Genomic DNA, 25718 nt, shown 5'->3' with positions numbered 1-25718 from the left:
CTGGCAGCAGAAGATCGTTACTGTACCGGTTGCCCCGCCGGGAACGCTGCCGTGAATCAATGAGTCGATGCTGCCGATGTCCGATATCTTCCAACCCGAACCTCTGGTCGCCAGCCTGCGACCGCTGGCCAGCGCTGCGCCGCTGTCGACTGCCGAGCTAGCGTATCGGCAGTTCTATGGTTTCGTGCCGCGTGAGGCAGTAGAGAGCCGGCTCGGCTGGTTCGAGGTGGACGACTACCGCATCGCTGCGCAACTCTGGAAGCCGCTTGCACCACGCGCCACCTTGTTGCTGCTGCACGGTTATTACGACCACAGCGGCCTGTACCGGCACGTGATCGAGTGGGGCCTGGAAATGGGCTTCGCGGTGCTCGCCGTGGACTTGCCCGGCCATGGGCTGTCCAGCGGCGCACGGGCCAGCATCAATGATTTCGCTGAATACCAGGCAGTGCTGCGCGCAGCTCTGCAGCAGGCCGGGGCGCTGGGCCTGCCCGAGCCGTGGCACCTGTGCGGGCAAAGCACCGGCGGGGCGATCCTGATCGACTACCTGCTCAACGACAAACCGCTGGAGGCGGTCGGCGAAACCATCCTGCTGGCGCCGTTGGTGCGGCCACGCCGCTGGAACTGGTCGCAGTTCAGCTACCGGCTGTTACGCCGTTTCGTGCAGGAAATTCCCCGGCGTTTCAGCGAGAACTCCAGCGATCTGGAGTTTCTCGACTTTCTGCGCAATCGCGACCCCTTGCAGCCCAAAGTGGTACCAACGATCTGGGTGGGTGCGTTGAGTCAGTGGGTGCCGCGTATCGAGAGGGCGCGGGGCAGCACGCGCAGCCCGCTGATCGTGCAGGGCGAGGCGGACATGACGGTGGACTGGCGGCACAACCTCAGCGTGCTGGAAAACAAGTTCAGCGCGCCGCGGATTTTCAGGCTGCCGGAAGCTCGCCATCATCTGGCCAACGAAGCGGCGCCGCTGCGACAGCGCTACTTCGATTACCTGGGCGAGCAGTTGGGCTGATTACTGGCCGACCGCCAGGCCGGCACGTATGGCGGTCAGGGCCGCCTTGTAGTACGCCGCGCCTTCGCTCGATTGCGCGAAGGTGACGAACTCTTCCAATTCAGGATCGGACAGGCCGCGATAAACGTGCAGCAAGGTGTTGTCGAGGTCCTTGTCGATCTGCGCCATCAGGCGCTGGCGCTGGCCGTCTAGCAGACCCTGAGCAGTGCCGCCGCCGAGCAGGCCGGGAATCATCTGGCTGAGGCTGTCAGCTGCTACGCCAGCCAGCGCCAGGCTAATCTCCGCGCCGGCCTCGCTGGCGGGAATTGCCTGAGCCAGATGACGGATCAACAAGCGTCGGGTGGCGTCAGCCTCGCTGAGCGGCAAACCATCGGCGTATTTAGCCAACTGATCGGGGCGGGTAGCGAGCAGTTCGGCGGTGACGATCTTGCGGCCCAGCGGCGACTCGAAGAAGCGCAGCGCCGGTGCCGGATTGGCCAGGTTCTCGCGCAGGCTGCGCTCCGCACGCTCGTCCATGGCCTTGGCGGCGAAACGCTGATTGCTGTTGCTGACCAGCGCCTGATAGACCGCCGGTGGCAGGCTCTTGCTGTAACGCGCCTGGGCGGCGCTCAGCGCGTCACTGAAATGCGCACGTTGCTGCGGCCAGCCGGCTTTTTCATATAGCTCGCCATAGGTATCGGCCAAAGCGGGGAGGCTCAGGAGCAACAGCAAAAAACAACACAACGCGCGCATAAGGACTCCTGTCTGGGGTGGCTATTTTCGGCAGCCAGGCGGAGCTTGTCGAGGTGTACTCGACACAGGGTAGAATCTTGCGATGACGACAGACATTTCCGATTCGCTACTGAGCCGCATCATCGATGACCTTGCCGAATTCGGATGGTCGTTGCAAAGCCAATTCGCCCCGGCATCCCTGACCCGGCAACTGGCCGAAGAATGCCGCCAGCGCATTGCCCAGGGCACCCTGGCGCCAGCGGGCACCGGGCGCGGCAACGCGGTGGCGGTGCGCGAAGGTACGCGCAGCGATCACATTCAGTGGCTCGAGGCTGGGCAATCCCCAGCCTGTGACGGTTATCTGCAGTTGCTCGATGAGCTGCGTGTGGCGATCAACCAGAGCCTGTACCTGGGCCTCGCGGACTACGAAAGCCATTTCGCGTTCTATCCTCCCGGGGGCTTTTACCTCAAGCACCTGGATCGTTTCCGTGATGACGACCGCCGTGCGGTGTCGGCTGTGCTGTATCTGAACGATGACTGGCAGGCTGATGAGGGTGGCCAGTTGCGCCTGTATCTGGCGGACGGGCAAGTGCGCGATGTGCTGCCAGAGGCAGGCACGCTGGTGGTGTTCCTGTCAGCGGATATCCCGCACGAGGTGCTGCCGGCAGCCCGTGATCGCCTGTCATTGACCGGCTGGTTTCGCCGGCGTGGTGATGGCCCGCTTTGAAGCGGCGCTGCGGGCACTGAAACGCGTGCATTAAAAAGGGAGGCCGAGGCCTCCCTTTTTCGTTGCAGCGGTCTGCTTAGAACAGGACGCGGCTGCGGATGGTGCCGTTGACCTGCTGCAGTTTCTCCAGCGCCAGATCCGAATAGTCGGCATCGACGTCGATCACCACGTAGCCGACCTTGTCGTTGGTCTGCAGGTACTGGCCCGAGATGTTGATGCCGTTGTCGGCGAACACCTTGTTGATCTCGCTCATCACGCCCGGCACGTTGGCGTGCACGTGCAACAGGCGGTGCTTGCCCGGGTGAGCTGGCAGGGCAACTTCTGGGAAGTTGACCGACGAGACCGAGGTGCCGTTGTCGCTGTACTTGACCAGTTTCTCGGCCACTTCCAAGCCGATGTTGGCCTGGGCTTCGGCGGTGGAGCCGCCGATGTGCGGGGTCAGGATCACGCGATCCAGGCCGCGCAGCGGGCTTTCGAAGATGTCGTCGTTGGATTTCGGCTCGACCGGGAACACGTCGATGGCGGCGCCGATCAGGTGCTCGTCCTTGATCGCCTGGGCCAGATGGTCGAGCTCGACCACAGTGCCACGAGCAGCGTTGATCAGGATGCCGCCCTTCTTCATGGCGCGGATTTCCTGCTCGCCGATCATCCACTGGGTGGACGCCAGCTCAGGCACGTGCAGGGAAACGATGTCGCACATGCCGAGCAGGTCATGCAGTTTGCCGACTTGTTGGGCGTTGCCCAGCGGCAGCTTGGTCACCACGTCGTAGAAGAACACCTGCATGCCCAGGGCTTCGGCGAGTACCGACAGCTGGGTGCCGATGGAGCCGTAACCGACGATGCCGAGCTTCTTGCCGCGGATTTCGAAGGAATTGGCTGCCGACTTGATCCAGCCGCCACGGTGGCAGGAGGCGTTCTTCTCGGGAATGCCGCGCAGCAGCAGGATGGCCTGGGCCAGTACCAGCTCAGCGACCGAGCGGGTATTGGAGTAGGGCGCGTTGAACACCGCAACGCCGCGCTCGCGGGCGGCGTCAAGGTCGACCTGGTTGGTGCCGATGCAGAAGCAGCCGACAGCGACCAGTTTCTTGGCACAGTCGAAGATCTCTTCGGTCAGTTGGGTACGCGAACGGATGCCGATGAAATGCGCGTCGGCGATCTTGGCCTTCAGCTCCTCGCCGGACAGCGCGGTCTTGAGATACTCGATGTTGGTGTAGCCGGACGCCTTCAGGGTATCCACTGCATTCTGGTGGACACCTTCAAGAAGAAGGAACTTGATCTTGCTCTTGTCGAGAGAGGTCGTGCTCATCGGAGTACCTGTTGCCCCACTAAATTAAGTGTCAGGAGAAGTATCGGCGCGTGTGCCAATGGGCCGGCAGATCGCTGGGAAGCGCGATTTGCGGGGGGCATATGCTAGCATGGCTTCCCTTTTCCTTGCTCGGTTGCGACCTGAACGGTTCTCAGGGCGACCATGAATGTTTCGAGAGTTGAAATGACCGATCTCCTGCCGATTGAAGAACTCAAAACCCTGGTCGAGCCCGGCAAGGTGCTGACCGATGCCGCGTCCCTGGAGACCTACGGCAAGGACTGGACCAAACACTACGCGCCGGCTCCCAGTGCCATCGTGTTCCCCAAGACGGTCGAGCAGGTGCAGGCCATCGTGCGTTGGGCCAATGCCCACAAGATCGCCCTGGTGCCCTCGGGTGGCCGTACCGGCTTGTCGGCGGCTGCGGTCGCGGCCAATGGCGAAGTGGTGGTGTCGTTCGACTACATGAACCAGATCCTCGACTTCAACGAGTCCAACCGCACCGTAGTTTGCCAGCCGGGTGTGGTCACCGGCGCGCTGCAGCAGTTCGCCGAGGACAAGGGCCTTTACTACCCGGTGGATTTCGCCTCTGCCGGCTCCAGCCAGATTGGCGGCAACATCGGCACCAACGCCGGTGGCATCAAGGTGATCCGCTACGGCCTGACCCGCAACTGGGTGGCTGGCCTGAAAGTGGTCACCGGTACTGGTGAGCTGCTCGAGCTGAACAAGGACCTGATCAAAAACGCTACTGGTTACGACCTGCGCCAGCTATTCATCGGCGCCGAAGGCACCCTGGGCTTCGTGGTCGAGGCGACCATGCGCCTGGATCGCGCACCGCGCAACCTCACCGCCATGGTGCTCGGTACGCCGGATCTGGAATCGATCATGCCGGTGCTGCATGCCTTCCACGGCAAGCTCGACCTCACCGCGTTCGAGTTTTTCTCTGACAAGTGCCTGGACAAGATCCTCGGCCGTGGCGACATCCCCGCGCCGTTCGAAAGCCGCACGCCGTTCTACGCGCTGCTGGAATTCGAAGCCGTCAATGAAGACGTCGCCAACACCGCCTTGGCAACCTTCGAGCATTGCGTCGAGCAGGGCTGGGTGCTCGATGGTGTGATGAGCCAGAGCGAGCAGCAGCTGAAGAACCTCTGGAAGCTGCGCGAGTACATCTCCGAGACCATCAGCCACTGGACGCCATACAAGAACGACATCTCGGTAACGGTTTCCCAGGTGCCGGCGTTCCTGGCTGATATCGACACCATCGTTTCCGGCAGCTACCCGGATTTCGAAGTGCTCTGGTACGGCCACATCGGCGACGGCAACCTGCACCTGAACATCCTCAAGCCCGACGCACTGAGCAAGGAAGAGTTCTTCGCCAAGTGCGCGACCGTCAACAAGTGGGTGTTCGAGACCGTCGAGAAATACAACGGCTCGATCTCTGCCGAGCACGGTGTAGGCATGACCAAGCGCGATTACCTGGAATACAGCCGCTCGCCGGCGGAAATCGCCTACATGAAAGCGGTCAAGACGGTCTTCGACCCCAACGGCATCATGAACCCGGGCAAGATCTTCGCCTGAACCCTCGCGTGCTGTACAAACAAGGAGCGACCATGAGCTACCAGCACCAGTACATCGACGGCACCCGTATCCATTTCCCGCTGGGCAAGGTGGTGTGCATCGGCCGCAACTACGCCGAGCATGCCAAGGAACTCAACAACCCGGTACCGACCGAGCCGCTGCTGTTCATCAAACCCGGCAGCTGCGTGGTCGGCCTCGAAGGTGGCTTCAGCATTCCGGGTGACCGTGGCTCGGTGCACTACGAAGCGGAAATCGCCGTACTGATCGGCAAGCCGTTGTCACGCACGCCTAATGAAGAAGAAGTGCTCGATGCCATTTCCGGTATCGCGCCGTCCCTAGACCTGACCTTGCGCGATGTGCAGAGCAAGCTCAAGGAAAAGGGCCATCCGTGGGAAGTCGCCAAGTCGTTCGACGGCGCCTGCGTACTGGCGCCTTTTGTGCCGGGTGACGCTATTGCAGATCTACGCGATATCGGCATTCGCCTTAGCATCAACGGCGAAGTCCGTCAGGACGGTAGCAGCTCCGAAATGATCTTTCCGATCATACCGGTGATTCAGGAAATGGCAGGCCACTTCAACCTGCAACCAGGCGACGTAATCCTTACCGGTACTCCGGCTGGCGTCGGCCCGCTGAACAAGGGCGACGAGCTGGTACTTGAGCTGGTTGGCCATTCCAGCTTCGCCAGCCAGGTGCTGTAACGCGGTAATAACCGTGTTGTGGGAGCGGGCCTTGCCCTCTCCCACAACAGCAGCTCAATGATGGCTCTAGCCTTGTAACGCCGCTTACCTCACGCTTATTCCAATTAAGTTTCGCTTAAGCCGGCTTTAAGCCTGGCTTCAGCTGCGCGACTTAACCTGACCCCGTCATCTACAGATAGAGGGTCATCCCCATGAAAGCTCCTGCAATCGCTCTGCTGCTCGTTCCGCTGTTCTCTTCCGCTGCCATGGCTGCCGGCTACACCGGCCCAGGCCAGGTCGCTCAGGTCACTACCGTCGAGCAAGCGCTGAAAGCCGGTGACGACACTCCGGTAGTTCTGCAAGGTCAGATCGTCAAACGCCTGCAGGACGAGCTCTATGAGTTCAAGGACGCCACCGGCACCATCCATGTCGAGATCGACAACGAAGACTGGCCGCCGCAAGCCATTTCCGAGAAAGCCACCGTCAAGCTGACCGGTGAAGTCGACAAGGATCTTACCAGCCGCGAAATCGACGTCGACATCGTTGAACTGGTGAAATAAGCCAGGCGCTGTTAGCTTCCCGTCACTGCATTGAGTGGCCGCCTCTCGATAAAACGAGGGGCGGCGTTGTCATTTCTGTCGTTGCATATGTGAGCCATCATGCGCCGTCTCTTCTCGATCAAAGGGTTACTTGTACTTCTGTTGCTGGTCGTAGTCGCGTTGGCCGTCGTTGCCCAGCAATTCCGGCTGTTCGAAAGGCTCTGGTTCAACATCAATACGCCTGCCGAGGCCCCGGCCCATTCGCTGTGGCTCAGTGACTATGAGGTCGTGATCGAGGCTCGGCATATCGACGGGTTGGAGGATGATGTCTCGGCATTGACCTACGACCCGCACCGTAAAACCCTTTTTACCGTGACCAACCAACACCCCAAGCTGATCGAGCTGTCGCTTGAAGGGCAGGTATTGCGGCAGATCGAGCTGGTCGGCTTCGGTGACCCCGAAGCGGTGGAATACATAGCGCCGGGCCGTTTCGTAATTGCCGACGAGCGGGCGCAGCGCTTGGTCAAGGTGTTGATTGATGACAGCACGACTTCTATAGATGCCGCCGACGGGCAACAAATGTCGCTTGGGCTGGAAATGGGCACCAAGAACAAGGGGTTCGAGGGGCTGGCCTATGACCTGAAAGGGCAACGTCTGTTCGTGGCCAAGGAGCGCGACCCCATGCGCATCTACGAGGTGCATGGGTTCCCCAATCTTGACCCTGGTACACCAAACCCCGTGCAAATCCGCGATGACCGCAAGCGTGATGCGGGCATCTTCGTTCGCGATCTCTCCAGCCTGCACTACGACAGTCTGACCGGCCATTTGCTGGCCCTGTCGGATGAGTCGCGTCTGGTCGTGGAGCTGGATCAAGACGGCAAGCCTATCAGCAGCCTATCTCTACTGCCTGGCCAAAATGGCCTGAAAAAATCGGTACCGCAGGCTGAGGGCATCACCATGGATGATCAGGGTGTGCTCTACCTGACCAGCGAGCCAAACCTTTTCTATGTGTTCAAAAAGAAGGCCAAGTGATCGCTCACCTGGCCTCTTCGTGTGCAGCCTGAGCATTTAACGCTGCAGTGACTTCACACCCTCGGCGGTGCCGAGCAGCAGCAGGTCGGCCGGGCGAGCGGCGAACAGGCCGTTGGTGACTACGCCGACGATGGCGTTGATGTCCGCTTCCAGCTTCACCGGGTCGGTGATGCTCATGTTGTGTACGTCGAGGATCACGTTACCGTTGTCGGTCAACACGCCTTCGCGGTACACCGGGTCGCCGCCGAGTTTCACCAGCTCGCGGGCCACGTGGCTGCGCGCCATGGGGATCACTTCCACCGGCAGCGGGAAGGCGCCGAGCACCGGCACCAGCTTGCTGCCGTCGGCGATGCAGATAAAGGTGCGCGCCACGGCGGCGACGATCTTCTCGCGGGTCAGGGCGGCGCCGCCACCCTTGATCAGGTGCAGGCGTTCGTCGCTCTCGTCGGCGCCGTCGACGTAGAACTCCAGGTCGCTGACGGTATTGAGTTCATACACCGGGATACCATGGCCCTTGAGCCGCGCAGCGGTGGCTTCGGAGCTGGCCACGGCGCCGTCGAACTCCAGCTTGTGCTTGGCCAGGGCGTCGATGAAGCAGTTGGCGGTGGAGCCGGTGCCGACCCCAATCACGCTCTTGGCGTCGAGCTTGGGAAGGATGAAGTCGACGGCGGCCTGGGCCACGGCTTGTTTGAGCTGATCCTGGGTCATGCGGGTTCCACGAGAAGGAAGGAAACGAGGCCGCGATTATAGCCGGCAAAACCCCGGAAATCGTATGGTCGCTCGGCGGAAGGCTGCGGTAGACTCCGGGGTCCCTCATGAAGCCGCCTGCGATGCCCGCCATGCTCGAACAGTACGTCAAGAAGACCCTGACTTCCCGTGTCTATGACGTTGCCGTGGAAACCCCGCTGCAACCCGCTCGCCAACTTTCCGAACGCCTGGGCAATCAGATTCTGCTCAAGCGCGAGGATCTGCAGCCGGTTTACTCGTTCAAGATTCGTGGCGCCTACAACAAGTTGGCGCAGCTCTCGCCCGAAGAATTGGCCCGTGGCGTGGTGACTGCCTCGGCCGGCAACCATGCCCAGGGTCTGGCGCTGGCCGCCAAGCACATGGGCGTGAAGGCGACCATCGTCATGCCGCGCACCACGCCGGAACTCAAGGTGCAGGGCGTGCGTTCGCGCGGTGGCAAGGCAGTGCTACATGGCGATGCCTTCCCCGAGGCCCTGGCCTACTCCCTGAAGCTGGTCGAGGAAAAGGGGCTGGTCTACGTACACCCCTATGACGATCCCCACGTGATCGCCGGGCAGGGCACCGTGGCGATGGAGATTCTTCGCCAGCACCAGGGCCCGCTGCACGCGATCTTCGTCCCCGTCGGTGGCGGCGGCCTGATTGCCGGTATCGCCGCCTACGTCAAATACCTGCACCCGGAAACCAAGGTCATTGGCGTCGAGCCGGATGATTCCAACTGCCTGCAGCAGGCACTGGCCGCCGGTGAACGCGTGGTGCTGCCGCAGGTCGGGCTGTTTGCCGATGGCGTGGCAGTGGCGCAGATCGGCCAGCACACCTTCGATATCTGCAAGGATCACATCGACGAGGTGATCACCGTCAGCACCGACGAGATCTGCGCGGCAATCAAGGACATCTACGACGACACCCGCTCGATCACCGAGCCCGCTGGCGCGCTGGCCGTGGCCGGGATCAAGAAATACGTCGAGCGCGAAGGCGTCACCGGCAAGACCCTGGTGGGCATCGACTCCGGCGCCAACGTCAACTTCGACCGCCTGCGCCATGTGGCCGAGCGTGCCGAGCTGGGCGAAAAACGTGAAGCGATCATCGCCGTGACCATCCCCGAGAAGCCGGGTAGCTTCAAGGCGTTCTGCGAAGCGATCGGCAAACGGCAGATCACCGAGTTCAATTACCGTTATCACCAGGATGGCGAGGCGCACATCTTCGTTGGTGTGCAGACCCATCCGGAGAACGACCCCCGTGCAGCGCTGGTGGAAAACCTGCGCGGCCATGGCTTCCCGGTGCTCGACCTGACCGACAACGAGCTGGCCAAGCTGCATATCCGCCACACCGTGGGTGGCCATGCAGCTGCGGTGCCGAACGAGTGCGTGTTCCGTTTCGAATTCCCCGAGCGGCCAGGTGCGCTGTTCAACTTCCTCGACAAGCTGGGCGGGCGCTGGAACATCACTCTGTTCCATTACCGCAACCACGGCGCGGCCGATGGCCGCGTGATGGCGGCCCTGCAGGTGCCGGAAGACGAGCGTCATCTGCTTACGCCAGCGCTGGATGCCATCGGCTATCCGTATTGGGATGAAACCGATAACCCGGCCTACAAGCTGTTTCTTGGCTAGTGGTTTCGCGTAAGTGACCTTCCCGGGTAGCGAGTTGTGCACCCAGGCAGGGCCTGAATTTATAAAAAACAAAGGAAACACCGTGATGGAGCATTATCTGCTGATCAGAGTCCTCCATGCGCTGCCCGGCATTCTCTTGCTGCTGGGCGTGCTGGCCCATGCCTTCATGCTCTGGAAAGCCTGGCGCGCTGGCGACAAGGCGGTGCTGCAACGCAAATTGCAGCGCACCCGCACCATCAGCCTGCCGGTGTTCGCCGTGCTGGCGTTGAGCCTGCCGGTGACCGGTTGGTGGATGGTCAACCTGGCCGGCTGGCCGCTGAGCCAGTTGTGGCTGCTGCTGGGCAGCAGCCTGTTTGCCGTGCTGATGATCGTCGGCCTGTTGCTGCTCGGCCGCCTGGGCGCCTGGCAGGCTCAAGCGGACGGCGCAGTGCCGGCCAAGTCACTGCGTTTCGTGGTGGCCTATGCCGCGCTGATCGTCGTGTTGCTGGTGGTGATCATGGCGGTGATGGGCGCCAAGCCCGTCTAGGGCACCTTCAGCGGCGGCCCTGGCGCTGCGCCACCAACGGTTGCAGCAGCGCTTCGAGTTGCGGCTCGGTCAACCGTGCTCGCAGCGCTTTGTACAGCGCGCGGGTTTCCAGCAGGTTCCAGACCCGCAGCATGGTTTCCAGGGCATCCAGCGGCTTGCTGATGAAATCCCGCGCGCCCAGGGCCAGGGCGCGCAGGCGTGTAGCGCGTGTGACGTCGGCGGTCAGCACCAGCAGCGGCACGTAGTCGTTGTGCGGAATGCGCCGGTTGAGCTGCTCCATCAGCGCGAAGCCGTCGAAATCGGGCATGTGCAGGTCGAGAATCACCAGGTCCGGCTCGAAGCTGTTGTACAGCTCCAGCGCCCGGGTCGGTTGGGTGCTGCTGAGCACGTTGTGCAGGCCTTCGCGGGCCAGCAGTTGCTCCATAAGATCCAGGTTGGGGCGCTGATCGTCGATGATCAGGATGCGGTAGTCGTCGCTCATGCGGGCTCCGGCAGGTGCTGGTCGAGAAAGGCCAGGAAGGTCGGCACGTGGATGGGCTTGGTGAGGATCGCCGTGGCGCCGGCCTGCTGCATGGCACGCCTGGCCGCGGTGCTGGCGTCGGCGGTGATCATCAGCACGGCGATGGTGGCGGTCAGCGGGTCGGCGCGCAGGCGTTTGAGCACATCGATGCCGGTCATGTCCGGCAGGTTGATGTCCAGCAGGATCACCCGTGGCAGGTGCTGGCGCGCCAGGTCGAGGCCCAGCTGGCCCTGCATGCTCGACAGCAACTGCACGCCCGGCCGGCGCTGCAACAGGGTTTCGATCAGTGCCTGGCTGGACAGGTTGTCCTCGATGCACAGCACGCGCTTCAAGCTGCCAGTCTCCAGCGTGCTCGCCGGCTTCGGCAAGGGCGCAGGGCGCCAGGGATCGTCGTGGCTGGCCTGGGGCTCGACCTGCGCCGACGGTAGCGTCACTACGAAACGGCTGCCGGTGCCGACCACGCTGATCACCTCCAATGTGCCGTCCATGGCCTGCAGCAGGTTGCGGCTCAGGGCCAGGCCCAGGCCGGTGCCCTCGCTGTGCTGGTCGGCGCCGAGGCGCTCGAAGGGGCGGAACAACCGCTCCAGGTCAGCTGGTGCGATGCCCGCGCCGCTGTCGTTGACCGCCAGGGCCAGGCGCTCGCCCTGCACCTCGATGTCCAGGTGCACCTCGCCGCCGGGGCGGTTGTACTTCACCGCGTTGGACAGCAGGTTGAGCAGCACCTGGATCAGCCGCTGCCGGTCGGCCATCACGCCAGCCGGCGAAGTGCTCGGCGGCAATGGGCGCAGGCGGATGCCGGCTTCGTCGGCCAGCGGTGAAATCAGCGTCAGCGCCTCGTGCACCACGCCGTGCAGGTCGATGGCTTCCGGGCTCATCGGCAGGCGGCCGGCCTCGATGCGGGCGATGTCGAGCACTTCGTTGATCAGCGTGAGCAGGTGCTGACCGGCGCGCAGGATATGGGTGACCTGCGGCCTCGGCGATTCCAGGTCGAGCAACTGGGCGAAGCCGAGGATCGAGTTGAGAGGGGTGCGCAGTTCGTGGCTCATGCGCGACAGGAACTCGCTTTTCGCCTGGCTGGCGTTCTCGGCCTCCTCGCGGGCGGCGCGCAGGGCAATATCGGCGGCACGGCGGTCGGTGATGTCGCGGGTGACCTTGGAAAAGCCGCGCAGCGTGCCGCTGGCATCGTGCTGGGCGGTGATCACCACGCTGGCCCAGAAACGCGAGCCGTCGCGGCGCTGGCGCCAGGCCTCTTCCTCGTAGCGGCCCTTTTCGGCGGCGACCTGCAGCGCATACAGCGGGTGGTGCGGGCGCTGCTCGGGTGGATAGAACAGCGAGAAGTGGCGGCCGATGATCTCGGTTTCGCTGTAGCCCTTGATCCGCTCGGCCCCGGCGTTCCAGGTGGTGACGTGGCCTTGCGGGTCGAGGGCGAAGATGCCGTAGTCGCGCACGCCCTCAATGATCAGGCGCAGGCGCTCCTCATTGTCGCGCAGGGCACGTTCGCGCTGGGCCAGCAGCTGGCTGGCTTCCTCCAGGCTGGCGCCCAGGCGGCCGATCTCGTCGCGTTCGTGGTGCCGCGGCTGCAGCGGGTTGCCGAGCGCCAGGTGGCGGGCGCTGCGCTGCACCCGCTGCACGCGGCTGACGATACCGCTGGAGAGCAGCAGCACCGCGACGATCGCGCCGAACAGGCCGCAGCCGGCGGCCAGCAGGGTGGCCAGCAGCATGCGCTGGCGGTTGTCGGCAGCGTTGGCGGTGCGGTCGGCGAGCAGGGCGTCTTCGCGCACACGCATGGCGTCGATCTGGTTGCGCAGGGTATCGAGCATGCGCTTGCTCTCGTCGAGCACGGCGGCGATCCGCTGTTGATCCTGGCGCAGGTCGACGTTGCGCAGCACATCCAGGCCGTGGAGCTGATTGTTGATCAGCGGGCGGATGCGCTCCAGGCGCTGACGCACCTCGGCGTCACGGATATTGGCGTCCAGGCGCGCCAGGGCCGCTTCGATGCGCGGTTCGGTCTGCTGGTAGGCGGGCAGAAAGTCGTCGTTGCGCGTCAGCAGGTAGCCGCGCACGCTGGCCGCGCCCTCTGCCAGCAGGGTTTGCACGGCCTGGATGTCGCCCTGGACCTGCAGCACCCGGCGCACGTCCTCTTCGGCCTCGGCGGTCTGCCGCTCGGTGATGTAGATCAGTACCAGGGAGATCAGCAGGATCACCAGCGGCAGCGAGATGCCGACCAGTGCCTTGCCACGTAGCGGCAGGTCCGCCCAGGCGTTGTCGATGCGCTGCATCATGGCGCGCTGCCGGGCCAGTCGGCCGTTGGTTGGGCGACCAGACCCAGGGCGATGCCGCGCACCGCCGCCTGGGTGCGGTCGGCCACGCCGAGCTTGGCGATCAGTCGCTCGACATGGGTCTTCACGGTGCCGGCGCTGATGCCCAGCTTTTCGCCGATCTCGCGATTGCTGAAGCCGCCGGCCACCAGGCCCAACACCTGCCGCTCGCGGTTGGTGAGGGTGTCGGTGGGCGGTGCGCCGGCGTTGCTGCGGTCGGTGATGCGCCTGAGCAGGCGCGCGCTAACGGCGCTGTTCAGCGCCTCCTCCCCGGCGGCCACGCGGCGCAGCGCGGCGATCACCTCGTCACGGCTGGCGTCCTTGAGCAGGTAGCCCACGGCGCCCGCGCCGATGGCGGCCTCCAGGTGCTCGGGGCTGTCGTACATGGTGAACATCACCACCTTCAGGTGCGGCATACGCTGCTGCAGCAGGCGTGCGGCGCCAAGGCCGTTGAGGCCGGGCATGCGGATGTCGAGAATGGCGATATCCGGCTGCAGGCCCTCGCACAGCTGCAGCGCACTGTCGCCATCGGCCGCCTGACCGACCACCTCGAACTCGTCGCAGCCGCCGAGCATGGCCACGAAGCCGGCGCGGGTCACCTCATGGTCATCGGCCAATACCAGGCGCAGGGGCGTCGTCATGGTGCGGTCTCCTCGGCGTGGGGAACCTGGGCCAGCAGCCGGGTGCCGCGCCCTGGCTCGCTTTGGCACTGCAGGTGGCCGCCCAGCAGGCTGGCGCGTTCGCCCATGGCGGCCAGGCCCAGGCCGCTATTGCCGGTGACCGGCCTGTGGCGCGGTGCCTCGAAACCCCGGCCGTCATCCTCGATGTGCAGTTGCGCGCCTGCGTCGCTGCTACTCAGGCCGATGCGCACGCGGCACGGCCCGGCATGCTTGAGAATGTTGTTGATGCCTTCCTGGGCGATGCGAAATAGGGCGATTTCCACGTGGGCCGGCAGCCGTGCCTCACTGCGCTGCAGCCACTGCACACGGTGGCCGGCGTCACGCAGGCGGTCGGCCTCCTTGTCGAGGGCGTGAAGCAGGCCGAAGTCATCGAGCAGTTGGGGGCGCAGGCCATTGATGGCCTGGCGACCCTCGCGTACGCAGCGTTGGGCCAGTTCGAGAATGGTGCCCAGTTCCTGCAGTTGGGCATCGGGGAGCCCACTGCACTGGCTGGCAAACCCCTGCAGGCGCTGGTGCAACCCGGCCAGGGTCTGGGCGAGACCGTCATGGAGGTCGTAGGCCACGCGCCTGCGCTCGTCCTCTTGGGCGTTGAGCAGGCGGTGCACCAGCTCCGACATGGTGCGCTCGCGGGCGAGCAGGTCGCCATGCAGGCGCTGGGTTTCCAGGTGGGCGGCGAACAGGGTGGCGAGCAGCTGCAGGGACTCGAGATCCTCGTCGTCCGGCGGATTGATCCGCACCGCGCTGGCCAGCAGCACGCTGCCAAAGGTGTGCCCCTGGGCCGTGGCCAGCGGCAGGCGAATGACCAGCTGCAGCCCGCCCTTGTCGATGAGCAGGCACTGGGCCTGGGGCGTATCGCTGTCGCTCAGCGCCAGCAGCGCTACCCGTTGTTCGCTGGACAGGGCGCCATGCTCGGCCAGCACCTGGCGCTCGCCGGCCAGCTCACAAACCACCACGCCGCTGTCCAGGGCGCAGAAGGCGCATGCCCGTTGCAGCACGCGCAAGCCCATCTCCCTGGGCGGCAGCGCTCCCAGTTGGCGGCCGGTGTCGACCAGCAGGCTCAGGCGCGCCGCCCGGCTTTCCCATTGTCGGTACTGGCTGCGCAAGGCCAGGGCACTGCTGTCGTCGTTGTGCATGGGGCTCTCCAGCGCAAGCGGCGCGGATCAGGTGGCAATCATCCCATTAAATCGACTCTGCCCGCTGCTCGCCCATCTGCCGATCGGCATACGCCGATGCCGCCAACCAGCCGATGGCGACCCTGAAGGCGCAGGGCACAGTGGTGTCGTCAACCAAAACAGGAAACGATCATGAAAGTGCACGCCATCGCCGCCGCCCTGCTGTTCTGCGTCAGTACCCCGCTGCTGGCCGCTCCCGAGCAAAAACCCTATCGCTATGAAAGCCTGGCGAGCGCGCCGGCCGCAGCGGCCGATCGTGAAGTGGCCGGGTTGTTCGATCGGTGGAACCAGGCACTGCAGAGCGGTGACGTGGCCAAGGTAGTGAGCCTGTACAGCGCCGATGCCGTGCTGCAGCCGACGGTGTCCAACCGCGTGCGTGCCAGCTCGGCGGAAATCCGCGACTACTTCGAGCACTTCCTGGCGCTCAAGCCTGTCGGCGAGATCAACTACCGGGAGATCCGCCGCCTGAGCCCGACCACCGCCCTGGACAGCGGCGTCTACACCTTCCACCTGACCGATGCCGCAGGCAACAAGTCCGACGTGCAGGCGCGCTACACCTTCGTCTACACCCTGGTGGACGGGCAGTGGAAGATCCTCAATCACCACTCTTCGGCCATGCCCGAAGTGGTGCCGACTTCAGTGGCCAGCAAGGTCAAGCACCTGTAAATACATGGTGCATATGCAAAAAAGCCGGCGCCCTGTGCGCCGGCTTCTTTTTTGCGCGATAAATCTCAGCGCAGCGACATGATCGGCCAGTTGCGATCCTCTGCCTCGGCCATCAGTTTGGGGTCTGGGTCAACGGCCACCGGATAGCTTACCTGCTCGAGCAGCGGCAGGTCGTTCATCGAGTCGCTGTAGAAGGTCGAGCCGTCCAGGGTGAAGCCGTTTTCCTGCATCCAGCGATTCAGGCGGGTAACCTTGCCTTCCTTGAAGCACGGCACGTCGGTGGTGCGACCGGTGTAGCGGCCGTCGACCATTTCGCACTCGGTGGCCAGCAGGGTGTCGACGCCGAGGCGGGCGGCAATCGGCGCCGTCACGAAACGGTTGGTGGCGGTGATGATCACCAGCTTGTCGCCAGCCGCGCGGTGCCTGTCGAGCAGCGCCAGGCCTTTGGGCAGAATGATCGGCTCGATGCATTCGGCCATGAATTCACGGTGCCAGGCATCGAGTTGGGCCATCTCGGTACGCCCGAAGATATCCAGTGTGAAGTTCAGGTAGTCGGTGATGTTCAGGCGCCCGGCCAGATAGTCCTGGTAGAAGGCATCGTTGCGCGCCTTGTAGGTGGCGCCGTCGAGGATCCCGCGTGCGCACAGCCAGTCGCCCCAGGCATGGTCGCTGTCGCCGCCAAGCAGGGTGTTGTCGAGATCGAATAAAGCCAAACGCACAGAATCACCTCTTCATACAGGGCCATGGAGGCGGCCAGAATAGCGGCTTTGCCGGCCGGGGGAAAACCGCGCGACGGGCCGCCGTGCAGTCCCGCCCGAGCGCGTTGCCGCTGTCGCGGGCTTTGTGGAACAATGCGGCGACATGCGTTTACGAGGTTGTGTGCCGTGATCGATCCTGATGGTTTTCGCCCCAACGTCGGCATCATTCTCACCAATGATGTCGGCCAGGTGCTTTGGGCGCGTCGAATTAACCAGGATGCCTGGCAGTTCCCGCAAGGCGGTATCAATGACCGCGAGTCGCCGGAAGAAGCGTTGTACCGCGAACTGAACGAAGAAGTGGGTCTGGAAGAGCAGGACGTGAAAATTCTCGCCTGCACCCGGGGCTGGTTGAGGTATCGTCTGCCGCAGCGCCTGGTGCGCACGCACAGCCAGCCGCTGTGCATCGGCCAGAAACAGAAGTGGTTCCTGCTGCGCCTGACCTCCGACGAGCAACGGGTGCGTATGGATCTGACCGGCAAGCCGGAGTTCGATGGCTGGCGCTGGGTCAGTTATTGGTACCCGTTGGGGCAGGTGGTTACATTCAAGCGCGAAGTCTACCGTCGCGCACTCAAGGAACTCGCACCGCGCCTGTTGGCTCGGGATTAGGCAGGTCAGCATGCTCAACACGCTGCGCAAGATCGTCCAGGAAGTGAACGCCGCCAAGGATCTCAAGGCGGCGTTGGGCATCATCGTGCAGCGCGTCAAGGAGACAATGGGCACCCAGGTGTGCTCGGTCTACCTGCTCGACCCGGAAACCAACCGTTTCGTGCTGATGGCCACCGACGGCCTCAACAAACGCTCGATCGGCAAGGTCAGCATGGCACCCAACGAAGGCCTGGTCGGCCTCGTCGGTACCCGCGAAGAGCCGCTGAACCTCGAAAACGCCTCCGAACACCCCCGTTACCGCTACTTCGCCGAAACCGGTGAAGAGCGCTACGCTTCCTTTCTCGGTTCACCGATCATCCACCACCGTCGGGTGATGGGCGTTCTGGTCGTGCAGCAAAAAGAGCGCCGCCAGTTCGACGAAGGCGAAGAAGCTTTCCTGGTGACCATGAGCGCGCAGCTCGCCGGGGTGATTGCGCATGCCGAGGCTACCGGCTCGATCCGTGGCCTGGGTAAGCAGGGTAAGGGCATTCAGGAGGCCAAGTTCGTTGGCGTGCCAGGCTCGCCCGGTGCGGCGGTCGGTACCGCTTTGGTGGTGTTGCCGCCTGCCGACCTTGAAGTGGTGCCTGATCGCGTCGTTACCGATATCGATGCCGAACTGAAGCTTTTTAATGACGCACTGGAAGGGGTGCGCGGCGACATGCGCAGCCTTTCGGAGCGTATGGCCACCCAGTTGCGCCCCGAGGAGCGCGCGCTGTTCGACGTCTACCTGATGATGCTCGAAGACGCCGCGCTCGGTAACGAAGTGGTCAATGTCATCAAGACCGGCCAGTGGGCCCAGGGCGCGCTGCGTCATGTGGTCAGCGAGCACATCAATCGCTTCGAGCAGATGGACGACGACTACCTACGTGAGCGTGCGTCGGACGTTCGCGACCTCGGCCGCCGTCTGCTTGCCTATCTGCAGCAGGCGCGCCAGCAGACGCTGGTCTACCCGGACAACTGCATTCTGGTCGCTGAAGAACTGTCGCCGGCGATGCTCGGCGAAGTGCCGGAAGGCAAGCTGGTCGGCCTGGTCTCGGTGCAGGGGTCGGGCAACTCCCACGTGGCGATTTTCGCCCGTGCCATGGGTATTCCCACGGTCATGGGCGCGGTCGAGCTGCCGTACTCGAAAATCGACGGCATTCAGCTGATCGTTGATGGTTACCACGGCGAAGTATTCACCAACCCCAGCGAAGTTCTGCGCAAGCAGTATGCCGATGTGGTCGAAGAGGATCGCCAGCTCACCAAGGGCCTTGATGCACTGCGCGCGCTGCCCTGCGAGACGCTGGACGGCCACCATATGCCGCTTTGGGTCAATACCGGCCTGCTCGCCGACGTGGTGCGCGCCCAGGAGCGCGGTGCCGAAGGCGTTGGTCTGTACCGCACCGAAGTGCCGTTCATGATCAAGGATCGCTTCCCCAGCGAGAAGGAACAGCTGGCCATCTACCGCGAGCAGCTGGCTGCCTTCCACCCGCTGCCGGTGACCATGCGTACCTTGGACGTCGGCGGCGACAAGGCGTTGAGCTATTTCCCGATCAAGGAAGACAATCCCTTCCTTGGCTGGCGCGGCATCCGTGTGACCCTGGACCACCCGGAAATCTTCCTGGTGCAGGTGCGCGCCATGCTCAAGGCCAGTGAGGGCCTGAACAACCTGCGCATCCTGCTGCCGATGATTTCCGGCATCCAGGAGCTGGAAGAGTCGCTGCACCTGATTCACCGCGCCTGGGGCGAAGTGCGCGACGAAGGCACCGATGTGCCGCTGCCGCCGATTGGCGTGATGATCGAGATTCCCGCGGCCGTCTATCAGACCCGCGACCTGGCCCGCCAAGTGGACTTTCTGTCGGTCGGTTCCAACGACCTGACCCAATACCTGCTGGCAGTGGACCGCAACAACCCACGGGTTGCCGACCTCTACGACTTCCTCCACCCGGCGGTGCTGCAGGCGCTGACCAAGGTGGTCGAAGATGCCCACGCCGAAGGCAAACCGGTGAGCATCTGCGGCGAAATGGCCGGTGACCCGAGCGCAGCCGTGCTGCTGATGGCGATGGGCTTCGACAGCCTGTCGATGAACGCCACCAACCTGCCGAAGGTGAAATGGCTGCTGCGCCAGATCAGCCTGAGCAAGGCCAAGGATTTGCTCGGCCAAGCCATGCGCATCGATAATCCTCAGGTTATCCACAGCACCCTGCAATTGGCCCTGCGCAACCTCGGCCTCGGGCGGATGATCAATCCGGCGTCGGGTATCCAGGCTTAACGGTTGCTGCAAGGCAAAAGCGGCCACTTCAGCGACCTTGTGGGAGCGGCTTTAGCCGCGAGTTTTTATTAAGGCAACCAAAGAGCTCGGGGCTAAAGCCCTTCCCACAAAAGTACTCCGCTCACGGCCGTTTTCTCCCCCTAGCAGCTGCGTAGGGTGGACAGCGCTCCTTTATGTCCACCATTGCGATGGTAGTGCGGTGGACGGGTCGGGCCGCGTAGGTGAAGCGTCGGCTACGCGCCCCGGTCCACCTTACGAACGGCTGCTGCCACCACTGAGCCGCCAGCCTAAATCTCGAATCGCGCCTCACTGCTCGGCGTTCCCTCGGGCCCAAAACTGCGTTCGATGATGCATCGCTTTCCGTCGGCGCAAGTGAACAGCAGCGTGCTGGCGCGGGTGCCATAGGTCGGGCTGGTGATAAATACGCTGCCGAGCAGGCGCTCTAGGTCGAGGCCCACGCCGGTATCCGGCAGCGCCGCGTCGTCAGGTCTTCTAGGGTCAGCCAGCAGCGCGAATAGCGACTCTTCATTAGCTGCCTTGAGCGCTTCGGCGAGTGCCGCTTTGGCCTGCCGCAGCTTTGGCCATGGCGTATCCAGGCCCGCATTGGAAACACCATGAATGCCGGGCGGCAGTGCCTGGGCCTGCCCACTCTGCGAATTGAAGTGCCAGAGTGCCCCGCGATCACCGACCAGCAGGTTGAAGCCGCTGTATTCAGCAGCCTCACGGCGCAGCTCGTTCAGAAACACTTCTGGGTTCTGGTTTCCCTGCAGAAAGCGTAGCGGCAGTTCACCTCGCGAGCGCGAACCCTGCTCGGCCTGCGGATCACGAATATTGGTCAGGGCGGCAAAGCGACCGTCAGGGCCGATGCCTAGCCAGGTACCGCCAGCCTGCAGATCGCGCCCTGCGATCAGGCCGGGCGTCTCCGCCCACTCGGCCATGGTGGCGGTCGGGCGGGCATAGAATTCATCGCGGTTGGCGGCGACCACTAGCGGCAGGGCGTGGCCGGGGCGCCAGGCGAGAACGATCAGGCACATGCTTATTTCAGCCTGCTGCGCACGCCATCGGCGTCGAGGATTTCGCCTATATGCAAGGCGATCTTGCGCGCTCCAGCGCCCATGCCGAGCTCCATCAAAATGCGCTGCTCCACCTGGGAAAGGCCGCCTTCCAGCCGCTCCAGTGGCTGAATCAACAGCTTGGGTGCGGCATTGAGAAAGGCCAGGCGCTTGGGCATCAGGCTCTGCACGGTCTCCTTGATCAAGCGGTCGGCGATGCTGAATTCAGCTACCAGCAGGCGTTGATTGCTGAAGGGCGGATCCGCCTCCAGTACCGCCACGCGGGCACTTTCCAGGTGAGTGAGGTGCAAATGGTTGCAGGCGATGCGCAGATAAAAGGTATTGGCCACGGTGCAGCTCGCTTCCTTGGAGAGCCCTCACTTTACGCAAAGCATCCGGTGGCATCCATCGCCAAAGCTAGAGGCTGCGGGCTGCTTCGGCTACCATGCCGCATCGCTTCGCAGAGCACGCCATGATCTTCCTTCTCTACATCTTGCTCGGTGCCGCCGCAGGCCTGTTGGCCGGACTGTTCGGCGTCGGTGGCGGCATGATCATCGTGCCGGTGCTGATCTTCGCTTTTACCGCTCAGGGTTTTGATGCCTCCGTGCTGACCCATATGGCAGTGGGCACCTCGCTGGCGACCATTCTGTTCACGTCGATCAATGCGGTGCGCGAGCACCATCGTCGTGGTGCGGTGCGCTGGCAGATATTCGTCTGGCTGACCGTCGGTATTGTTGTCGGTTCGGCGCTGGGCGCGGCGACCGCCGAGCGCATCAATGGCGAGGTCTTGCAGAAGATCATTGGCGTATTCGCCCTGTGCGTGGCCTCGCAACTGGCGCTGGACCTCAAGCCCAAAGCCAGCCGCGATGTACCCGGTAAGGCCGGCCTGGGCGCGGCCGGTGGCGTGATCGGCTGGGCTTCGGCGATCATCGGCATTGGCGGTGGCTCGTTGACCGTACCGTTCCTGACCTGGCGTGGCGTGTCCATGCAGCAGGCTGTGGCGACCTCGTCGGCCTGTGGCTGGCCGATCGCCGCAGCGGGCGCCCTGAGTTATCTGTGGCTGGGGTGGGGCGACGCGCGTCTACCCCACTGGAGCCTGGGCTATTTGTACTTGCCGGCGCTGCTAGGCATCGCCTTGACCAGCGTTTTTTTCGCGCGCACGGGCGCCCGCTTGGCGCATCGCCTGTCGCCGCGCGTGCTCAAGCGCCTGTTCGCATTGCTGCTGTTTATCGTCGGCCTGAATTTTCTGTTGTGAGGAATCCTGATGCTGCCCTACCCGAATATTGACCCGGTCGCCCTCGACCTGGGCTTCCTGCAGATTCACTGGTACGGCCTGATGTACCTGGTCGGCATCGGTGGCGCCTGGTTCCTCGCCTCGCGCCGCCTGAATGCCTTCGACCCGACCTGGAGCAAGGAGAAGCTCTCCGACCTGGTGTTCTGGGTGGCGATGGGGGTGATCGTCGGCGGGCGTCTAGGTTATGTGCTGTTCTACGACCTGCCGGCCTACATCGCCAACCCGCTGCTGATTCTTGAAGTGTGGAAGGGCGGCATGTCGTTCCACGGCGGCCTGATCGGCGTGATGCTGGCCACCCTGTGGTTCGCCAGGCGCAACGGCAAGAGCTTCTTCGAACTGATGGACTTCATCGCCCCGCTGGTGCCGATCGGCCTGGGCGCCGGGCGTATCGGCAACTTCATCAACGCCGAGCTGTGGGGCAAGGTCAGCGATGTGCCCTGGGCCATGGTCTTCCCGACCGGCGGGCCGCTGCCGCGCCACCCGTCGCAGCTGTACCAGTTCGCCTTGGAAGGCGTGGCGCTGTTCGTCATCCTGTGGATCTACTCGCGCAAACCGCGCCCGACCATGGCGGTCTCCGGCCTGTTCGCGGTGTGCTACGGCATCTTCCGCTTTATCGTCGAGTTCGTCCGTGTGCCGGACGCCCAGCTCGGCTACCTGGCATGGGGCTGGCTGACCATGGGCCAAGTGCTGTGCGTACCGATGGTGCTCGCCGGCCTGGGCCTGATGGTCTATGCATACAAGCGTCAACCGGTAGCGGAGGTGGTGCGATGAAACAGTATCTCGACCTGATGCGCCATGTGCGCGAGAACGGCACCTTCAAGGAAGACCGTACCGGTACCGGCACCTACAGCGTGTTCGCCCATCAGATGCGCTTCGACCTGGCTGACGGCTTCCCGCTGGTAACCACCAAGAAGTGCCACCTCAAGTCGATCATTCACGAGTTGCTGTGGTTCCTGCAGGGCGACACCAACATCAAGTATCTGAAGGACAACGGCGTACGTATCTGGGACGAGTGGGCCGACGAGAACGGCGACCTTGGCCCGGTATACGGCTACCAGTGGCGCAACTGGCCGGCGCGGAACGGTGAGTCGGTCGACCAGATCAGCAAGCTGATCGAGATGATCAAGAAGAACCCGGACTCGCGCCGCCTGATCGTCTCGGCCTGGAACCCGGCGCTGGTCGAGCAAATGGCGCTGCCGCCGTGCCACGCGCTGTTCCAGTTCTACGTGGCGGACGGCAAGCTGAGCTGCCAGCTGTATCAGCGCTCGGCCGATATCTTCCTCGGCGTACCGTTCAACATCGCCAGCTATGCGCTGCTGACGTTGATGGTCGCGCAGGTCTGCGGCCTGCAGCCGGGCGAGTTCATCTGGACCGGCGGCGACTGCCACCTGTACGCCAACCACCTGGAACAGGCCGACCTGCAATTGACCCGCGAGCCGCTGCCGCTGCCGACCATGAAGCTCAATCCCGAAGTGAAGGACCTGTTCGCCTTCAAGTTCGAGGACTTCGAGCTGGTCGGTTACGAAGCGCATCCGCACATCAAGGCGCCAGTGGCGGTCTGAGCCGCTTCCCGGGTATCGCTGCGCTCAACCCAGGCTACGCAAAGCGGCGCACACCCGCCCGTAGCCTGGGTTAGCCGAGGGCGTAACCCGGGGAGTTATTCGCTCACCTTTCCTAATGCAAAGCGCCGAGCGATTTCCGCAACGATCTCGCTCGGCCCGCTGAGCTTCCACTCGAACCAGTTATTCCACTCCATCTGCAGCTCCTCCCGCCCATTGCGCAGCGTGTAGCTGTCATAGTCGATGCCCTTGTCGAACGCCATCGGGCTGTACTGCGCCACCTGTCGCCAGCCATTGGCCTTGAGGCTCTCCAGAATCCGGTTGCCGACCTCGGTGTCGATAGCTTCCAGGGTGACGTGACCAGCCGTATCCGCCGGCTGCCGCTCAAGGCGACGGCGTTCCAGCCACTGGCGAAGCCTGGTTATCCGCCCATTCATAGCGATTGCCCCTTGCCCAGCCCCGCGGCCAGGTGGTCAATCAGCACCCGCAGTTTGGGCGGCAGATGGCGGGTCGGGTGGTAGAGAATCCACGCGGTGCCCTGGTAGGAGCCGGTGTAGCGCCATTGCGGCAACACCCGCACCAGCTCGCCGCTTGCCAGTGCCGCCGCTGCGGTGAAATGCGGCAAGCAGGTGATGCCCAGGTGGCCGAGCACGGCGTTCAGGCGTACCTCGCTGTGATTGCTGGCGAAGCGGCCGCTTACCGCCACCACGCATTGTTCCGGCCCATTGCTGAAATGCCAACGGTGATCGTCCGGCGTTTCGTCCAGATACAGGCAGGCATGGCGCACCAGTTCGCTCGGGTGCTGGGGCGTGCCATGGCGCTGTAGGTAGGTGGGGCTGGCACACAGCAGCTGCTGGACATTGTACAGCGGCCGACCGGCCAGAGTGGGCGGCGGCTGATCAGTGATGCTCACCAGCAGGTCGAATTGCTCGCTGATCAGGTCAGGGCTGCGGTCACTGAGGTTAAGGCTGACGTCCACTTCCGGGTAGCGCTGCAGAAAATCCTGAATCAGCGGCATCACCAGAAAGCGCCCGAAAGCCTTGGGCACGCTCAGGCGCACCCGGCCGCGCGGCTGGCTCATCAGCCGCTCACCGACATCCAGGGCGGCCTGGGCGGCGTCGAGCATGTCCTTGCAGCGCTCGAACACTTCGCTGCCGGCTTCGCTCAGGCGCAGGCGCCGTGTGGTGCGCTCCAGCAGGCGCACGCCAAGTGTCTGCTCGAGGTGGGCGATCTGCCGGCTCACCGCCGACGCCGTGCTGCCTTGCTGGCGGGCCGCGGCGGAGAAACTGCCGGCCTCGACCACACGTACGAAAATGGCCAGATAGGGAAGCAGCTGTGGGGTGAGATTCGTGCGCATGGGGAACAGGTCTTGTTCGGAGTTGGCGGATTATCACGCCCAGGGACGCAATGGACAATGCGCTTCTCACCGATTGCAGGAAGTACCCCCATGTTCACCCTGGTTAGCCGTTCCCCTTCGCGCCTGCTGCAGGCCAGCGATGTGCTGTTGCTGCTGGTCGCCATCGTCTGGGGCACCAGCTACGGCGTGGCCAAGGAAGCGCTGGTGTTCTATCCGGTGCTGGGTTTTCTCGCCGTGCGCTTCTGCCTCACCTTCCTGATCCTGCTGCCGCAGCTGCGCGGAGCGGGGCGCCAAGCCTGGGCGCCGGGGATTCCACTCGGTGGCGTGATGCTGGCGATCTTCCTGTGCGAAACCTATGGCGTGCTGCACACCTCGGCCAGCAATGCGGCATTTCTGATCAGCCTGTGCGTGGTCATCACCCCCTTCGTGGAATGGCTGATGCTCGACCGCCGCCCCGATTCGCGCTTGCTGCCGGCGGTGGCGCTGTCGCTGTTCGGCACCTGGCTGCTCAGCGGCGGCGTCGACCTGCAATTCAACCTCGGTGACGGGCTGATGCTAATGGCGGCGCTGCTGCGCGCCGTGCTTGTGTGCCTGACCGGACGGCTGACCGCCCATACCCAGGTACCCGCGCTGGCGCTGACCGCGGTACAGACCGGGGTGATCGGTATTGGCTGCCTGCTGCTCGGCGTGATCGTTCTGCCAGACGGTTTGCCTGCCCTGCCGACAGAGCTGGCGTTCTGGATCGGCACCCTGTATCTGGTGCTGTTCGCCACCCTGTTCGCGTTCTTCGTGCAGAACTACGCGCTGCGCCGCAGCAGCCCGACCCGGGTGTCGCTGCTGATGGGCAGCGAGCCGCTGTTCGGTGCGCTGTTCGCCGTGCTGTGGCTAAGCGAGCAATTGAGCGTGCAGGCGTGGATCGGCGGCTTTCTGATCGTTGCGGCGACGCTGTGGACAAGCCTGCTCAGGCGTTGAGTTGTGGTGGTTATTCGT

General features: G+C 63.6%; 27 protein-coding genes. 15 read left to right on the top strand and 12 right to left on the bottom strand.

The genetic code is table 11. The features are described from left to right. The first annotated feature begins 76 nt into the window (after positions 1 to 76). Positions 77 to 1009 carry a phospholipase BipL gene (gene bipL / locus BUC40_RS05255; RefSeq protein ID WP_073263897.1) on the top strand — a complete coding sequence of 311 codons (933 nt, stop codon included), beginning with the start codon at positions 77 to 79 and terminating at the stop codon, positions 1007 to 1009. On the opposite strand, the gene BUC40_RS05250 is transcribed toward bipL, so the two are convergent. Beyond that, positions 1010 to 1741, bottom strand: a complete 732-nt coding sequence (locus tag BUC40_RS05250) for a DUF2059 domain-containing protein (protein ID WP_073263273.1) — start codon at positions 1739 to 1741, stop codon at positions 1010 to 1012. Positions 1742 to 1823: 82 nt separating this feature from the next. Between BUC40_RS05250 and BUC40_RS05245 the strand changes: the two genes are divergently transcribed. Further along, positions 1824 to 2447 (top strand): 2OG-Fe(II) oxygenase, encoded by a 624-nt coding sequence (locus tag BUC40_RS05245; RefSeq protein WP_073263271.1) that lies wholly within the window; start codon positions 1824 to 1826, stop codon positions 2445 to 2447. Positions 2448 to 2523: 76 nt separating this feature from the next. On the opposite strand, the gene serA is transcribed toward BUC40_RS05245, so the two are convergent. Then, entirely contained in the window at positions 2524 to 3753 is a 1230-nt protein-coding gene (serA, locus tag BUC40_RS05240; protein WP_073263269.1) for a phosphoglycerate dehydrogenase, read from the bottom strand. Between the two features lie 183 nt (positions 3754 to 3936). Between serA and BUC40_RS05235 the strand changes: the two genes are divergently transcribed. The 4 genes from BUC40_RS05235 to BUC40_RS05220 all read left to right on the top strand — a co-directional run bounded on the left by BUC40_RS05235 (position 3937) and on the right by BUC40_RS05220 (position 7576). After that, the gene (locus tag BUC40_RS05235; RefSeq protein WP_073263267.1) at positions 3937 to 5328 is read left to right on the top strand and encodes an FAD-binding oxidoreductase; all 1392 of its coding nucleotides are present in this window, start codon (positions 3937 to 3939) and stop codon (positions 5326 to 5328) included. A 32-nt stretch (positions 5329 to 5360) separates the two neighbouring features. After that, positions 5361 to 6026, top strand: coding sequence for a fumarylacetoacetate hydrolase family protein (locus BUC40_RS05230; RefSeq protein ID WP_073263265.1), 666 nt, complete (start codon positions 5361 to 5363; stop codon positions 6024 to 6026). Between the two features lie 191 nt (positions 6027 to 6217). Next, positions 6218 to 6565, top strand: coding sequence for a NirD/YgiW/YdeI family stress tolerance protein (locus BUC40_RS05225; protein ID WP_073263263.1), 348 nt, complete (start codon positions 6218 to 6220; stop codon positions 6563 to 6565). A 99-nt stretch (positions 6566 to 6664) separates the two neighbouring features. Next, complete coding sequence (locus BUC40_RS05220; RefSeq protein ID WP_073263261.1) at positions 6665 to 7576, top strand: SdiA-regulated domain-containing protein; 912 nt, start codon at positions 6665 to 6667, stop codon at positions 7574 to 7576. A 36-nt stretch (positions 7577 to 7612) separates the two neighbouring features. Here the strand turns inward: BUC40_RS05220 and rpiA are convergent, their stop codons facing one another. Then, a complete protein-coding gene (gene rpiA, locus BUC40_RS05215) occupies positions 7613 to 8284 on the bottom strand; it encodes a ribose-5-phosphate isomerase RpiA (RefSeq protein WP_073263259.1) in 672 nt (223 codons plus the stop codon). 131 nt (positions 8285 to 8415) lie between these two features. Between rpiA and ilvA the strand changes: the two genes are divergently transcribed. Together ilvA and BUC40_RS05205 are read left to right on the top strand one after the other, a co-directional pair. Next, a complete protein-coding gene (gene ilvA / locus BUC40_RS05210) occupies positions 8416 to 9930 on the top strand; it encodes a threonine ammonia-lyase, biosynthetic (RefSeq protein WP_073263895.1) in 1515 nt (504 codons plus the stop codon). An 85-nt stretch (positions 9931 to 10015) separates the two neighbouring features. Then, entirely contained in the window at positions 10016 to 10456 is a 441-nt protein-coding gene (locus BUC40_RS05205; RefSeq protein WP_073263257.1) for a DUF2269 family protein, read from the top strand. Between the two features lie 7 nt (positions 10457 to 10463). On the opposite strand, the gene BUC40_RS05200 is transcribed toward BUC40_RS05205, so the two are convergent. The 4 genes from BUC40_RS05200 to BUC40_RS05185 are packed head-to-tail and all read right to left on the bottom strand — an operon-like array spanning position 10464 to position 15119. Further along, positions 10464 to 10937 carry a response regulator gene (locus tag BUC40_RS05200; RefSeq protein WP_073263255.1) on the bottom strand — a complete coding sequence of 158 codons (474 nt, stop codon included), beginning with the start codon at positions 10935 to 10937 and terminating at the stop codon, positions 10464 to 10466. Beyond that, the gene (locus BUC40_RS05195; RefSeq protein ID WP_073263253.1) at positions 10934 to 13258 is read right to left on the bottom strand and encodes an ATP-binding protein; all 2325 of its coding nucleotides are present in this window, start codon (positions 13256 to 13258) and stop codon (positions 10934 to 10936) included. Before BUC40_RS05195 ends, BUC40_RS05200 begins: the two co-directional genes overlap by 4 nt. Beyond that, positions 13255 to 13935: a response regulator gene (locus BUC40_RS05190; protein WP_073263251.1), complete on the bottom strand. Its 681-nt coding sequence runs from the start codon at positions 13933 to 13935 to the stop codon at positions 13255 to 13257. The genes BUC40_RS05195 and BUC40_RS05190 overlap by 4 nt, the downstream gene beginning before the upstream one ends. Then, positions 13932 to 15119, bottom strand: coding sequence for a sensor histidine kinase (locus BUC40_RS05185; protein ID WP_073263249.1), 1188 nt, complete (start codon positions 15117 to 15119; stop codon positions 13932 to 13934). Before BUC40_RS05185 ends, BUC40_RS05190 begins: the two co-directional genes overlap by 4 nt. 159 nt (positions 15120 to 15278) lie before the next feature. Here BUC40_RS05185 and BUC40_RS05180 point away from each other — a divergent pair, with 159 nt between their 5' ends. Further along, entirely contained in the window at positions 15279 to 15812 is a 534-nt protein-coding gene (locus BUC40_RS05180; RefSeq protein WP_073263247.1) for an SgcJ/EcaC family oxidoreductase, read from the top strand. A gap of 65 nt (positions 15813 to 15877) precedes the next feature. On the opposite strand, the gene BUC40_RS05175 is transcribed toward BUC40_RS05180, so the two are convergent. After that, complete coding sequence (locus tag BUC40_RS05175) at positions 15878 to 16531, bottom strand: histidinol-phosphatase (protein WP_073263245.1); 654 nt, start codon at positions 16529 to 16531, stop codon at positions 15878 to 15880. A gap of 165 nt (positions 16532 to 16696) precedes the next feature. On the opposite strand from BUC40_RS05175, the gene BUC40_RS05170 reads away from it, so the two are divergent. Together BUC40_RS05170 and ptsP are read left to right on the top strand one after the other, a co-directional pair. Continuing rightward, positions 16697 to 17176, top strand: a complete 480-nt coding sequence (locus BUC40_RS05170) for an RNA pyrophosphohydrolase (protein WP_013793353.1) — start codon at positions 16697 to 16699, stop codon at positions 17174 to 17176. A 10-nt stretch (positions 17177 to 17186) separates the two neighbouring features. Continuing rightward, positions 17187 to 19466 carry a phosphoenolpyruvate--protein phosphotransferase gene (gene ptsP / locus BUC40_RS05165; RefSeq protein ID WP_073263243.1) on the top strand — a complete coding sequence of 760 codons (2280 nt, stop codon included), beginning with the start codon at positions 17187 to 17189 and terminating at the stop codon, positions 19464 to 19466. Positions 19467 to 19753: 287 nt separating this feature from the next. Here ptsP and BUC40_RS05160 read toward each other — a convergent pair whose 3' ends face one another. Then, entirely contained in the window at positions 19754 to 20500 is a 747-nt protein-coding gene (locus tag BUC40_RS05160; protein ID WP_073263241.1) for an NRDE family protein, read from the bottom strand. A gap of 2 nt (positions 20501 to 20502) precedes the next feature. Continuing rightward, the gene (locus tag BUC40_RS05155; RefSeq protein ID WP_073263239.1) at positions 20503 to 20868 is read right to left on the bottom strand and encodes a hypothetical protein; all 366 of its coding nucleotides are present in this window, start codon (positions 20866 to 20868) and stop codon (positions 20503 to 20505) included. A gap of 122 nt (positions 20869 to 20990) precedes the next feature. On the opposite strand from BUC40_RS05155, the gene BUC40_RS05150 reads away from it, so the two are divergent. From BUC40_RS05150 to BUC40_RS05140, 3 genes are read left to right on the top strand one after another with little or no spacing between them, the layout of a single operon-like run. Beyond that, entirely contained in the window at positions 20991 to 21773 is a 783-nt protein-coding gene (locus BUC40_RS05150; RefSeq protein WP_073263893.1) for a sulfite exporter TauE/SafE family protein, read from the top strand. A 9-nt stretch (positions 21774 to 21782) separates the two neighbouring features. Further along, positions 21783 to 22583: a prolipoprotein diacylglyceryl transferase gene (gene lgt, locus BUC40_RS05145; protein WP_073263237.1), complete on the top strand. Its 801-nt coding sequence runs from the start codon at positions 21783 to 21785 to the stop codon at positions 22581 to 22583. After that, positions 22580 to 23374: a thymidylate synthase gene (locus tag BUC40_RS05140; RefSeq protein ID WP_073263235.1), complete on the top strand. Its 795-nt coding sequence runs from the start codon at positions 22580 to 22582 to the stop codon at positions 23372 to 23374. The genes lgt and BUC40_RS05140 overlap by 4 nt, the downstream gene beginning before the upstream one ends. A gap of 95 nt (positions 23375 to 23469) precedes the next feature. On the opposite strand, the gene BUC40_RS05135 is transcribed toward BUC40_RS05140, so the two are convergent. After that, entirely contained in the window at positions 23470 to 23808 is a 339-nt protein-coding gene (locus BUC40_RS05135; protein WP_139272111.1) for a hypothetical protein, read from the bottom strand. Next, positions 23805 to 24728 carry a LysR family transcriptional regulator gene (locus tag BUC40_RS05130; protein WP_073263233.1) on the bottom strand — a complete coding sequence of 308 codons (924 nt, stop codon included), beginning with the start codon at positions 24726 to 24728 and terminating at the stop codon, positions 23805 to 23807. Before BUC40_RS05130 ends, BUC40_RS05135 begins: the two co-directional genes overlap by 4 nt. 90 nt (positions 24729 to 24818) lie before the next feature. Between BUC40_RS05130 and BUC40_RS05125 the strand changes: the two genes are divergently transcribed. Then, positions 24819 to 25700, top strand: a complete 882-nt coding sequence (locus BUC40_RS05125) for a DMT family transporter (protein WP_073263231.1) — start codon at positions 24819 to 24821, stop codon at positions 25698 to 25700. Positions 25701 to 25718 lie beyond the last annotated feature (18 nt).

It is taken from the genome of Phytopseudomonas punonensis (assembly GCF_900142655.1).
Taxonomy (GTDB): Bacteria; Pseudomonadota; Gammaproteobacteria; order Pseudomonadales; family Pseudomonadaceae; genus Aquipseudomonas; species Aquipseudomonas punonensis.
Note: the sequence above shows the minus strand (reverse complement) of the source record. Positions and strands in the feature narration are given on the sequence as shown.